Raw genomic sequence first — 13,329 nt, forward strand, 5'->3', positions numbered from 1 at the left:
AGCGTAGCGATACGTTGAGCTAACCGATACTAATGAACCGTGAGGCTTAACCTTACAACGCCGAAGGTGTTTTGGCGGATGAGACATCGAAATTCAGCTTGATTACAGATTACATCGACATGCGAAAAGCGTGTTGATAAACAGAATTTGCCTGGCGGCTGTAGCGCGGTGGTCCCACCTGACCCCATGCCGAACTCAGAAGTGAAACGCCGTAGCGCCGATGGTAGTGTGGGGTCTCCCCATGCGAGAGTAGGGAACTGCCAGGCATCAAATAAAAGCGAAAGGCCCGGTCGAAAGACCGGGCCTTTTGTTTTATCTGTGGTCTGTCGGTGAGTGCTCTCCTGAGGAGGACAAATCCGCCGGGAGCGGATTTGAACGTTGCGCAGCAACGGCCCGGAGGGTGGCGGGCAGGACGACCGCCATAAACTGCCAGGCATCAAATAAGTGAAGAAGCCCATCCTGCCGGATGGGCTTTTTTGCGTTTGTGCGGAATGAAAATCGCCGGATGCAGCGTACCGTTTTATCCAGCCCATCATGTTGTAACCGGTGTGCAGGCCTGAGAAGCGCAGCACACCTGGCTCTCCCGGCAGCACATTGCCTGTTACGCGAACGACGAATAGCATTCTCCTTTTTTCTTTACTGCACTAATCTACAGCAAGGAGCCGTGAAACTTTCTCAACTTGAGGATGCAGGCTCGACATTCGCATGATTCCTGGGTATCTTCAGCTATCTGGATGTCTAAACGTTTAAACGTATGTAGTGAGGTTATCAGGTTATGCCAATTCGCGTGCAGGACGAGCTACCCGCCGTCAATTTCTTGCGTGAGGAAAACGTCTTTGTGATGACGTCATCTCGCGCTTCCGGTCAGGAAATTCGTCCACTGAAGGTGCTCATCCTCAACCTGATGCCCAAGAAGATTGAAACGGAAAACCAGTTCCTGCGTTTACTCTCTAACTCACCGTTGCAGGTAGATGTTCAGCTATTGCGCATTGATGCCCGCGAGTCACGCAACACCCCTACGGAGCATCTGAATAACTTTTACTGTAATTTCGAGGATATCTGCGATCAGAACTTTGATGGACTGATCGTGACCGGCGCGCCGTTGGGTCTGGTTGAATTTAATGACGTGGCTTACTGGCCGCAGATTAAACAAGTGCTTGAATGGGCGAAAGATCATGTTACATCGACGCTCTTTGTCTGTTGGGCGGTGCAAGCCGCATTGAATATCCTGTACGGAATTCCCAAGCAAACCCGTACGGATAAACTCTCAGGCGTCTATGAGCACCATATTCTTCATCCTCATGCGCTGCTGACGCGTGGATTTGATGATGCGTTCCTGGCCCCGCATTCGCGCTATGCCGATTTTCCTGCTGCCCTTATCAGGGACTACACCGATCTCGAGATTTTTGCCGAAACAGAAGAGGGAGATGCCTACCTGTTTGCCAGCAAAGATAAACGTATCGCCTTCGTAACGGGCCATCCTGAATATGACGCCCATACACTCGGCAGTGAATATTTTCGTGACGTCGAAGCGGGCTTAACGCCGGAAGTGCCCTATAACTACTTCCCAAAAGATGACCCGCAAAATAAACCGCGGGCAACCTGGCGTAGCCACGGCAATCTGTTGTTTACCAACTGGCTCAACTATTACGTTTACCAGATCACGCCATATGATCTGCGTCGCATGAATCCAACGCTGGATTAATCTTCTGTAACAGACGATCCTTAAGCGTTTCAGCATGTTGAATCAGGCACCTTCGGGTGCCTTTTTTATTTCCGAAACGCACCTCAATGTGTAATTAAATTTTATTTATATTGTTATCAATAGGTTAATTGATAATTAAATTAAAAATGGAAATTGTTTTTGATTTTGAAATTTAAATGAGTAGTCTTAGTTGTGCTGAACGAAAACCGCACAACGATCCTTCGTTCGCATTGGGGATGTGTTTGGATCAATGACGAGGAACTACGCAATGAATCAACAGGCAACGACAACCGATGAACTGATCTTCACCAGGCCGCGTGGCGAAAAGGAACAGCAGATTCTGACCGCTGAAGCGGTGGAGTTTCTGACCGAGCTGGTGACAAGATTTACGCCAAAGCGGAATAAACTTCTGGCTGCACGTATCCAGCAGCAGCAGGATATTGATGACGGTAAGTTGCCTGACTTTATTTCGGAAACAGCTTCCATTCGTGAAGGTAACTGGAAAATTCGCGGTATTCCTGATGATTTACTGGATCGCCGTGTAGAGATTACCGGACCGGTTGAGCGCAAGATGGTTATCAACGCGCTGAACGCGAACGTCAAAGTCTTTATGGCTGATTTTGAAGATTCGCTGGCTCCTGAGTGGAGCAAAGTTATCGACGGGCAGATCAACTTGCGCGATGCAGTCAATGGCACCATTAGCTACACCAACGAAGCCGGTAAAATTTATCAACTCAAACCCAATCCGGCCCTGTTAGTGTGCCGCGTTCGCGGTCTGCACCTGCCGGAAAAACACGTCACCTGGCGTGGCGAATCGATCCCGGGCAGCCTGTTCGACTTTGCCCTCTATTTCTTCCACAACTACAAAACGTTGCTGGCAAAAGGCAGTGGCCCTTATTTCTATCTACCCAAAACGCAGGCCTGGCAAGAAGCGGCATGGTGGAGTGAAGTGTTCAGCTATGCAGAGGATCGCTTTAATCTGCCGCGTGGCACAATTAAAGCGACCCTGCTGATTGAAACGCTGCCAGCCGTTTTCCAGATGGACGAAATTCTGCACGCGCTGCGTGACCACATTGTGGGCCTGAACTGCGGTCGCTGGGACTACATTTTCAGCTATATCAAAACCCTAAAGAACCACCCGGATCGCGTGTTGCCGGACCGTCAGGTGGTGACGATGGATAAGCCATTCCTCAGTGCGTATTCGCGTCTGCTGATTAAAACCTGTCATAAACGCGGCGCGTTCGCGATGGGCGGCATGGCCGCGTTCATTCCCAGCAAAGATGCGGAACGTAACAACCAGGTTCTGACCAAGGTAAAAGCGGACAAAGCGCTGGAAGCCAATAACGGTCATGACGGCACATGGATTGCCCATCCAGGACTGGCAGATACCGCAATGGCGGTGTTCAACGACGTACTCGGTGAAAACAAAAATCAGCTGTTCGTGACCCGTGAAGAAGATGCGCCGATTACCGCAGAACAATTGCTGGCACCCTGTGAAGGTGAGCGTACTGAAGAAGGCATGCGTGCCAACATTCGTGTCGCGGTGCAGTACATCGAAGCGTGGATCTCCGGTAATGGCTGCGTACCGATTTATGGTCTGATGGAAGATGCGGCCACCGCCGAAATCTCTCGTACTTCCATCTGGCAGTGGATCCACCACCAGAAAACGCTCAGCAACGGCAAACCGGTTACCAAACCGTTGTTCCGCCAGATGCTGGCCGAAGAGATGTTGGTGATTCAGGACGAACTGGGGGAACACCGCTACAGCAGCGGGCGTTTTGACGATGCCGCGCGCCTGATGGAGCAAATCACCACTTCCGACGAGTTAATTGACTTCCTGACGTTACCGGGCTATCGCCTGTTGGCCTAATTTACCCACAATTTATCCTAATGGAGCATCTGCACATGAAAACCCGTACTCAACAAATCGAAGAATTACAGAAAGAATGGACTCAACCGCGCTGGGAAGGCATCACCCGCCCCTATAGCGCGGAGGAAGTGGTGAAATTACGTGGCTCGGTCAACCCGGAATGCACGCTGGCGCAGCTTGGCGCGGCGAAAATGTGGCGTCTGCTACACGGCGAATCGAAGAAAGGTTATATCAACAGCCTCGGCGCGCTGACTGGTGGTCAGGCGCTGCAGCAAGCGAAAGCTGGTATTGAAGCGGTCTACCTTTCAGGCTGGCAGGTGGCGGCAGATGCCAACCTGGCGTCCAGCATGTATCCGGATCAATCGTTGTATCCAGCGAACTCCGTTCCGGCGGTGGTGGACAGGATCAACAACACATTCCGTCGTGCCGATCAGATCCAATGGTCAACCGGTATTGAGCCGACCGATCCGCGCTATGTGGATTACTTCCTGCCGATCGTTGCCGATGCGGAAGCGGGTTTTGGCGGGGTACTGAACGCGTTTGAACTGATGAAATCGATGATTGAGGCTGGTGCAGCGGCCGTTCACTTCGAAGATCAGCTCGCATCGGTGAAAAAATGTGGTCACATGGGCGGCAAAGTCCTGGTGCCGACTCAGGAAGCTATCCAGAAACTGGTGGCAGCCCGTCTGGCTGCAGACGTTATGGGCGTTCCGACGCTGGTGATTGCGCGTACCGATGCTGACGCAGCCGATCTGATTACGTCTGATTGCGACCCATACGATAGCGAGTTCATCACTGGCGAGCGTACCAGCGAAGGGTTCTATCGTACGCATGCGGGCATTGAGCAGGCGATCAGCCGTGGTCTGGCTTACGCACCGTATGCGGATCTGGTGTGGTGTGAAACCTCCACGCCGGACCTCGAACTGGCGAAGCGCTTTGCCGATGCTATTCATGCGAAATTCCCAGGCAAACTGCTGGCCTACAACTGTTCGCCATCGTTTAACTGGCAGAAAAACCTGGATGACAAAACCATTGCCAGCTTCCAGCAACAGCTGTCTGATATGGGTTACAAATACCAGTTCATTACGCTGGCGGGTATCCACAGCATGTGGTTCAACATGTTCGACCTCGCGCATTCCTATGCGCAGGGTGAGGGCATGCGCCACTACGTTGAGAAGGTTCAGCAGCCGGAATTTGCGGCGGCTAAAGATGGTTACACCTTCGTGTCCCATCAGCAGGAAGTAGGGACAGGCTACTTCGACAAAGTAACCACCATCATTCAGGGCGGCACTTCTTCAGTGACCGCGCTGACCGGCTCGACTGAAGAATCGCAGTTTTGATCAATGCCCGGTGGCGCTGCGCTTACCGGGCCTACGAAGGGATGTAGGCCGGATAAGCGAATGCGCCATCCGGCATGACATTGTGCCGGATGGGAGAAATTGATGACGCGTGGCCTGGAATTACTGATTGCTCAGACGATTTTGCAAGGTTTCGACGCCCAGTACGGGCGTTTTCTGGAAGTGACCTCCGGCGCGCAGCAGCGTTTTGAACATGCCGACTGGCACGCGGTTCAGCAGGCGATGAAAAGCCGTATCCACCTTTACGATCATCATGTGGGTCTGGTGGTGGAGCAACTGCGCTGCATTACTGATGGCAAAAGTACCGACGCGGATTTTTTACTTCGCGTGAAAGAGCATTACACCCGGCTATTGCCAGATTACCCACGCTTCGAGATTGCGGAGAGTTTCTTTAACTCCGTCTATTGCCGGTTATTTGACCACCGCTCGCTGACTCCCGAGCGACTGTTTATTTTCAGCTCTCAGCCAGAGCGCCGTTTTCGCACGATCCCACGCCCGTTGGCGAAAGACTTTTTTCCCGATACCGGCTGGGAGTGGCTGCTTACGCGCGTCCTCAGCGATCTGCCCTTGCGTCTGCCGTGGCAGAACAGACATCGGGATATCCACTACATCATCGAACACCTGACCGAAACGCTGGGGGCGGATGTGTTGCAGCGCAGTCATTTGCAGGTGGCGAACGAACTGTTTTATCGCAACAAGGCCGCCTGGCTGGTCGGTAAGTTGAATACCCCTTCCGGGACGCTGCCGTTTTTACTGCCAATTCACCGTACTGACGAGGGTGAACTGTTTGTCGATACCTGCCTGACCACGACGGCGGAAGCCAGTATCGTGTTTGGCTTCGCCCGCTCGTATTTTATGGTTTACGCCCCACTGCCCGCCGCGTTAGTGGAGTGGCTGCGCGAGATCCTGCCCGGTAAAACCACCGCTGAATTGTATATGGCGATCGGCTGTCAGAAACACGCGAAGACCGAAAGTTACCGCGAATATCTGCTCTATCTTGCCCATTGCGATGAGCAATTTATCGAAGCGCCGGGGATCCGCGGCATGGTGATGCTGGTATTTACCCTGCCAGGCTTCGACCGCGTCTTTAAAGTCATCAAAGACAAATTTGCGCCGCAAAAAGAGATGTCGGCCGCCCACGTCCGCGCCTGTTATCAACTGGTCAAGGAGCACGATCGTGTCGGGCGGATGGCTGACACTCAGGAGTTCGAGAACTTTGTGCTGGATAAACGGCAAATCGATCCGTCGCTGATGGCGCTGTTGCTACAGGAAGCCCCGGAAAAAATTACCGATCTCGGCGAGCAGATTGTCATTCGCCATCTGTATATCGAACGACGGATGGTGCCGCTGAATATCTGGCTGGAGCAGGTCGAAGGCCAGCAACTGCGCGATGCAATTGAAGAGTACGGTAATGCCATTCGTCAGCTGGCCGCCGCCAATATTTTCCCCGGCGATATGCTGTTTAAGAACTTCGGCGTGACTCGCCACGGGCGCGTGGTGTTCTACGACTACGATGAAATTTGCTACATGACGGAGGTGAATTTCCGTCATATCCCGCCGCCGCGTTACCCGGAAGATGAGATGAGCGCTGAACCGTGGTATAGCGTATCCCCGGGGGATGTCTTCCCGGAAGAGTTTCGTCACTGGCTATGCGCTGACCCGCGTATCGGGCCGCTATTTGAAGAGATGCATGCTGACCTGTTCAGCGCCGACTACTGGCGAGGTCTGCAAACGCGGATCCGTGAAGGGCACGTGGAAGATGTTTACGCCTACCGGCGCAAACAGCGGTTTTGCATCAGATTTGCGGCTTGATGTCCGGCAACCCTTTCTTAACGAAATCCGCCGTATGCCAGCGTGACTTCTTTCGCCGCTTTGATCGCCATGGCACCAAACTCGGTCACTCGATCGTCGGTAATGCGCGAAATGGGTCCGGAGATGGAAATAGCGGCAAACGGCTCACGGTGTTCATCATAAATGCACGACGCCACGCAGCGCAGACCCAGCGCATGCTCCTCATCATCAAAGGAGTAGCCGCGCTTGCGCGTCTGGGCTAAATCCTCTTTCAGATGCACCGGCGACACCAGCGTGGCGTGGGTGTATGCGTGCAGCCCTTTACGGTGCAGCAGGCCAGTCACCTGTTCTTCACTCAGTTGGGATAAAAACGCCTTACCCGCACCGGAGGCGTGCATCGGCAGTTTGCCGCCGATAGGCGCGGACATGCGCATCAGTTGGGTACACTGCACCTGGTCGATAATAATGGCCTGATGGTCGCTTTGATCTAACACGGCCAGGTTTACCGTCTCACCGGAGTCTTCCATCAGCTTGCGCAGGATCGGGTGGACAATCGCCAGCAAATTACGGCTTTGCAAAAAGCTGCTGCCGACGATAAACGCATGCGCACCCACGGCCCAGTGGCCTAATTCACCCACCTGACGGACAAATCCTTGCTGCTGCATGGTGGTCAACAAACGGTGAGTCGTGGAGTTTGGCAAACCGGCCTGCTGTGCCAGCTCGGTTAGTGCCACGCTGCCGTTGGATTCTGCAATCCACTCCAGTAGCTTCAGGCCGCGAGTCAGAGACTGAACCTGCCCGGTTGCAGGCGTAGTAGCAGCGGCGGGTTTTCTACCGCGTTTCGCGGGGATTGTGGCAACCATGGCGGACTCCTTTTCTGTATCGTGGAAATCATTTTCGTTTTATTCAATTATAATGCAAGAATTCCTGTACTGATCGGATGAGTGAAGCTGAACATGTCTCATGTTGGCCGTTGTTCTCTTTTCCACCTCTCAGGTTTGTGCCAGTATGGTCTGTTGAGTTTTTTTCGGTCTGGTTGAGCGTTGTCGGGAGCGAGTGTGAGCAGCAAAGTTGAACAATTACGTCAGCAGTTAAATGAACGTATTCTGGTGCTGGACGGCGGTATGGGCACCATGATCCAGGGATATCGTCTGAGCGAAGAGGATTTCCGCGGCGAACGCTTTGCCGACTGGCCGTGCGATCTGAAAGGCAACAACGACCTGTTGGTGCTCAGCAAACCTGAGGTGATCGCCGCCATCCATAACGCCTATTTTGAGGCGGGCGCGGATATCATCGAAACCAACACCTTTAACTCCACGACTATCGCCATGGCGGATTACCAGATGGAATCCCTGTCGGCGGAAATCAACTTTGCAGCAGCCAAACTGGCGCGCGCAGCGGCAGACGAATGGACGGCACGCACACCGGAAAAACCGCGCTATGTCGCGGGTGTGCTTGGTCCAACCAACCGTACGGCGTCTATCTCGCCTGACGTCAACGACCCGGCTTACCGCAATATTACCTTTGATCAGCTGGTGGCCGCCTACCGTGAATCCACCAAAGCGCTGGTGGAAGGTGGCAGCGACCTGATCCTGATTGAAACCGTCTTCGATACCCTGAACGCCAAAGCCGCTATTTTCGCGGTTAAAACCGAGTTCGAAGCGCTGGGCGTTGAGTTGCCGATTATGCTCTCCGGCACTATCACCGATGCTTCCGGGCGTACGCTCTCCGGTCAGACAACCGAAGCGTTCTATAACTCACTGCGCCACGCCGATGCGCTGACCTTCGGTCTGAACTGCGCCTTAGGCCCGGACGAGTTGCGCCAGTACGTGCAGGAGCTGTCGCGCATTGCCGAATGCTACGTTACCGCGCACCCGAACGCCGGGTTGCCGAACGCCTTTGGCGAATACGATCTCGATGCCGACACCATGGCGGCGCAAATACGCGAGTGGGCGCAAGCGGGCTTCCTCAACGTGGTCGGCGGCTGCTGCGGCACCACGCCGGAACACATCGCCGCGATGAGCCGCGCAGTGGAAGGCTTGCCGCCGCGCCGCTTGCCGGAAATCCCGGTAGCCTGCCGTCTGTCTGGCCTTGAACCGTTGAATATTGGCGACGATAGCCTGTTTGTGAACGTCGGCGAGCGTACCAACGTCACCGGTTCGGCGAAATTTAAGCGACTGATCAAAGAAGAGAAATACAACGAAGCGCTGGATGTCGCCCGTCAGCAGGTGGAAAGTGGCGCACAGATTATCGATATCAACATGGATGAGGGGATGCTCGACGCCGAAGCGGCGATGGTGCGTTTTCTCAACCTTATCGCCGGTGAGCCGGATATCGCCCGCGTGCCGATTATGATCGACTCCTCAAAATGGGACGTCATCGAAAAAGGGCTGAAGTGCATTCAGGGTAAAGGCATCGTTAACTCCATCTCGATGAAAGAGGGGGTTGAGACCTTTATCCACCACGCGAAGTTGCTGCGACGCTACGGTGCCGCAGTGGTGGTGATGGCCTTTGACGAGCAGGGGCAGGCCGACACCCGAGCGCGTAAAATTGAGATTTGCCGACGGGCGTACAACATTCTTACCGAAGAGGTAGGCTTCCCGCCGGAAGACATCATCTTCGACCCGAACATCTTTGCGGTCGCGACCGGGATTGATGAGCACAATAACTACGCGCAGGACTTTATCGGCGCCTGTGAGGACATCAAACGCGAACTACCGCACGCGCTGATCTCCGGCGGCGTCTCCAACGTGTCGTTCTCCTTCCGTGGTAACGACCCGGTTCGTGAAGCCATTCACGCGGTATTCCTTTACTACGCCATTCGCAACGGCATGGACATGGGGATCGTCAACGCCGGACAACTGGCGATTTACGACGACCTGCCCGCCGAGCTGCGCGATGCGGTTGAAGATGTGATCCTCAACCGTCGTGACGATGGCACCGAGCGTCTGCTGGAGCTGGCTGAGAAATATCGCGGTAGCAAAACTGATGACACTGCCAATGCCCAGATGGCGGAATGGCGCAGTTGGGACGTGAAAAAGCGCCTCGAATATTCGCTGGTGAAAGGCATTACCGAATTTATTGAGCCGGATACTGAAGAAGCTCGCCAGCAGGCTGCGCGTCCGATCGAGGTGATTGAAGGGCCGCTGATGGACGGGATGAACGTGGTTGGCGATCTGTTTGGCGAGGGCAAAATGTTCCTGCCGCAGGTGGTGAAATCCGCCCGCGTGATGAAGCAGGCGGTGGCCTACCTCGAACCGTATATTGAAGCCAGCAAAGAGAAAGGCTCCAGCAACGGCAAGATGGTCATTGCTACCGTGAAAGGCGATGTGCACGATATCGGCAAAAACATCGTTGGTGTGGTGCTGCAATGTAACAACTACGAAATCGTCGATCTTGGCGTGATGGTGCCAGCGGAGAAAATCCTCAGAACGGCACGTGAAGTGAATGCCGATCTGATTGGTCTTTCCGGGCTGATTACCCCGTCGCTGGACGAAATGGTCAACGTGGCGAAAGAGATGGAGCGTCAGGGGTTCACTATTCCGTTGCTGATTGGCGGCGCGACCACCTCAAAAGCGCACACGGCGGTGAAAATCGAGCAGAACTACAGTGGCCCGACGGTTTATGTGCAGAACGCCTCGCGTACCGTTGGCGTAGTCGCCGCACTCCTCTCTGACACTCAGCGCGATGACTTTGTCGCCCGTACGCGTAAAGAGTACGAAACCGTGCGTATCCAGCATGCGCGTAAGAAACCGCGTACTCCGCCAGTAACGTTACAGGCTGCCCGCGACAACGATCTGGCCTTCGACTGGGAAAACTACACGCCGCCAGTGGCGCACCGCCTCGGCGTACAGAGCGTTGAAGCCAGCATCGAAACGCTGCGCAACTACATCGACTGGACGCCGTTCTTTATGACCTGGTCGCTGGCCGGGAAATACCCGCGTATCCTCGAAGATGAGGTGGTGGGAGAAGAGGCGAAACGTCTGTTCAAAGACGCCAATGACATGCTGGATAAACTCAGCGCTGAGAAGACCCTGAATCCGCGCGGCGTGGTGGGCTTGTTCCCGGCTAACCGCGTGGGAGACGACATCGAGATTTACCGTGACGAGACGCGTACGCACGTCATCAACGTCAGTCATCACCTGCGCCAGCAGACGGAAAAAGTCGGTTTCGCCAACTACTGCCTGTCTGACTTTGTTGCGCCGAAACTGAGCGGAAAAGCGGATTACATCGGTGCTTTCGCAGTTACCGGCGGTCTGGAGGAAGATGCACTGGCGGACGCCTTCGAAGCCCAGCATGACGACTACAACAAGATCATGGTGAAAGCGATCGCCGACCGCCTGGCGGAAGCGTTCGCTGAATATCTGCACGAGCGCGTGCGTAAAGTCTACTGGGGCTATGCGGCGAATGAGAACCTCAGTAACGAGGAGCTGATCCGCGAAAACTACCAGGGAATTCGCCCGGCACCGGGCTATCCAGCTTGCCCGGAACACACCGAAAAGGCCACCATCTGGGAACTGCTGGATGTAGAAGCGCACACCGGGATGAAGCTCACCGAATCCTTCGCGATGTGGCCAGGAGCGTCGGTTTCCGGCTGGTATTTCAGTCATCCAGACAGCAAGTACTACGCCGTGGCGCAAATCCAGCGCGATCAGGTTGAAGATTACGCCTTCCGGAAAGGCATGAGCGTGGCGGAAGTCGAACGTTGGTTAGCGCCTAATCTGGGCTATGACGCTGACTGATTCACAAAACTGTCATCTTTATTTACAACAAACAGGGCACTCAATGAGTGCCTTGTCTCTTTATTACGTTTAAACCCTTATACTGAAAGAACGTTCATCGGTAGTGCTTGCCGGATGGCACATTTTTGTCGGCCTGATAAGCGTAGCGCCATCAGGCGGTATGTCATTGCTATGAACCTCAGGAACATATAACGATAAGGAGAACCTGATTCCGTGCTAACTCTGTTACACCTGCTTTCTGCTGTCTCTATGCTGGTTTGGGGTACTCATATTGTGCGCACCGGCGTGATGCGCGTCTTCGGCGCCCGCTTGCGTACCGTACTCAGCCGTAGTGTTGAAAAGAAGCCGCTCGCCTTTTGTGCGGGTATCGGCGTGACGGCGCTGGTGCAAAGCAGCAACGCTACCACCATGCTGGTGACCTCGTTTGTCGCGCAGGACCTCGTCGCGCTCACCCCTGCGCTGGTGATTGTACTCGGCGCCGACGTCGGGACCGCGCTGATGGCGCGTATCCTGACCTTCGATCTCTCCTGGCTGTCGCCACTGCTGATTTTTATCGGCGTGATCTTCTTTCTCGGACGTAAGCAGTCCCGTGTGGGGCAACTGGGGCGGGTTGGTATTGGACTGGGGTTGATTTTACTGGCGCTGGAACTGATTGTGCAGGCGGTAACACCGATCACCCAGGCTAACGGCGTACAGGTTATTTTCGCCTCGCTCACCGGCGATATCATGCTGGATGCGCTGATTGGCGCTATGTTCGCGATTATCAGTTACTCCAGCCTTGCGGCGGTGCTGCTGACGGCAACGCTGACCGCGGCAGGCATTATCTCGTTCCCGGTGGCGTTGTGTCTGGTGATTGGCGCCAACCTCGGCTCTGGCCTGCTGGCGATGCTTAATAACAGCGCCGCTAACGCCGCCGCCCGCCGTGTGGCGCTCGGTAGCCTGCTGTTTAAGCTGGTGGGAAGCCTGATTATCCTGCCGTTTGTTCATCCGCTGGCAAATCTGATGGATGAACTGCCGCTGCCGAAATCTGAACTGGTTATTTACTTCCATGTCTTCTACAACCTGGTGCGCTGTGTGGCGATGGTGCCGTTCGCAGAACCGATGGCGCGTTTTTGTAAGCGCATCATCCGCGATGAGCCGGAGCTGGATGCGCATCTGAAGCCCAAACATCTCGACGTCAGTGCGCTGGATACGCCGACGCTGGCCCTGGCCAATGCCGCTCGTGAAGCTCTGCGCATCGGCGACGCGATGGAGCAGATGATGGACGGGCTGAAGAAGGTGATGCACGGCGAGCCGCGTGAAGAGAAAGAGCTGCGCAGGATGGCGGACGACATTAACGTGCTATACACGGCAATCAAGCTCTATCTGGCGCGGATGCCAAAGGATGAACTGGCGGAAGAGGAATCACGCCGTTGGGCGGAGATTATCGAAATGTCGCTTAACCTCGAGCAGGCTTCCGATATTGTCGAACGTATGGGCAGTGAGATAGCGGATAAGTCGCTGGCTGCCCGTCGCGCATTCTCCGTGGAAGGATTGAAAGAGCTGGATGCGCTCTTCGATCAACTGCTCAGCAATCTGCAACTGGCGATGTCGGTGTTCTTCTCTGGTGACGTGACCAGCGCCCGACGTCTGCGCCGTAGCAAGCACCGTTTCCGTATTCTCAACCGTCGGTATTCGCATGCGCACGTTGACCGTCTGCATCAGCAGAACGTGCAGAGCATCGAGACCAGCTCCTTGCACCTGGCGCTGCTGGGCGATATGCAGCGTCTGAACTCGCTGTTTTGTTCCGTGGCCTATAGCGTGCTGGAACAGCCGGATGAGGACGATGAGCGCGACGATTATTGAGTGAGGTGGACCGGTTGG

7 protein-coding genes and 1 rRNA gene are annotated in these 13,329 nt (G+C 54.6%); 7 read left to right on the forward strand and 1 reads right to left on the reverse strand.

Going from position 1 to position 13,329, the window contains the following annotated elements:
* Positions 1 to 150: 150 nt before the first annotated feature.
* The 5 genes from rrf (at position 151) to aceK (ending at position 6,745) form a co-directional block, all read left to right on the forward strand.
* Positions 151 to 266, forward strand: a 5S ribosomal RNA gene (gene rrf, locus KQJ19_RS10995).
* Positions 267 to 775: 509 nt separating this feature from the next.
* Positions 776 to 1,705, forward strand: coding sequence for a homoserine O-succinyltransferase (metA, locus tag KQJ19_RS11000; RefSeq protein ID WP_200080405.1), 930 nt, complete (start codon positions 776 to 778; stop codon positions 1,703 to 1,705).
* A 268-nt stretch (positions 1,706 to 1,973) separates the two neighbouring features.
* Entirely contained in the window at positions 1,974 to 3,575 is a 1,602-nt protein-coding gene (gene aceB / locus KQJ19_RS11005; RefSeq protein WP_216403656.1) for a malate synthase A, read from the forward strand.
* A gap of 35 nt (positions 3,576 to 3,610) precedes the next feature.
* Complete coding sequence (gene aceA / locus KQJ19_RS11010; protein WP_216403657.1) at positions 3,611 to 4,915, forward strand: isocitrate lyase; 1,305 nt, start codon at positions 3,611 to 3,613, stop codon at positions 4,913 to 4,915.
* A gap of 102 nt (positions 4,916 to 5,017) precedes the next feature.
* Positions 5,018 to 6,745 carry a bifunctional isocitrate dehydrogenase kinase/phosphatase gene (aceK, locus tag KQJ19_RS11015; RefSeq protein WP_016155324.1) on the forward strand — a complete coding sequence of 576 codons (1,728 nt, stop codon included), beginning with the start codon at positions 5,018 to 5,020 and terminating at the stop codon, positions 6,743 to 6,745.
* Positions 6,746 to 6,762: 17 nt separating this feature from the next.
* Here the strand turns inward: aceK and iclR are convergent, their stop codons facing one another.
* A complete protein-coding gene (gene iclR / locus KQJ19_RS11020) occupies positions 6,763 to 7,587 on the reverse strand; it encodes a glyoxylate bypass operon transcriptional repressor IclR (protein WP_047357748.1) in 825 nt (274 codons plus the stop codon).
* Positions 7,588 to 7,782: 195 nt separating this feature from the next.
* On the opposite strand from iclR, the gene metH reads away from it, so the two are divergent.
* The gene (gene metH / locus KQJ19_RS11025) at positions 7,783 to 11,466 is read left to right on the forward strand and encodes a methionine synthase (protein WP_216403658.1); all 3,684 of its coding nucleotides are present in this window, start codon (positions 7,783 to 7,785) and stop codon (positions 11,464 to 11,466) included.
* Between the two features lie 213 nt (positions 11,467 to 11,679).
* A complete protein-coding gene (locus KQJ19_RS11030) occupies positions 11,680 to 13,311 on the forward strand; it encodes a Na/Pi cotransporter family protein (RefSeq protein ID WP_016155327.1) in 1,632 nt (543 codons plus the stop codon).
* The last annotated feature ends 18 nt before the right edge of the window (positions 13,312 to 13,329 follow it).

Origin of the sequence: Citrobacter sp. S46_ASV_140 (genome assembly GCF_018919545.1) — a bacterium.
GTDB classification, from domain to species: domain Bacteria; phylum Pseudomonadota; class Gammaproteobacteria; order Enterobacterales; family Enterobacteriaceae; genus Citrobacter; species Citrobacter braakii.

What these genes read in the sequence shown, in the direction of transcription:
- aceK (WP_016155324.1), top strand. Translation starts at nt 5,018, where the DNA reads ATGACGCGTGGCCTGGAATTACTGATTGCTCAGACGATTTTGCAAGGT.
- aceB (WP_216403656.1), top strand. Translation starts at nt 1,974, where the DNA reads ATGAATCAACAGGCAACGACAACCGATGAACTGATCTTCACCAGGCCG.
- metA (WP_200080405.1), top strand. Translation starts at nt 776, where the DNA reads ATGCCAATTCGCGTGCAGGACGAGCTACCCGCCGTCAATTTCTTGCGT.
- aceA (WP_216403657.1), top strand. Translation starts at nt 3,611, where the DNA reads ATGAAAACCCGTACTCAACAAATCGAAGAATTACAGAAAGAATGGACT.
- iclR (WP_047357748.1), bottom strand. Translation starts at nt 7,587, where the DNA reads ATGGTTGCCACAATCCCCGCGAAACGCGGTAGAAAACCCGCCGCTGCT.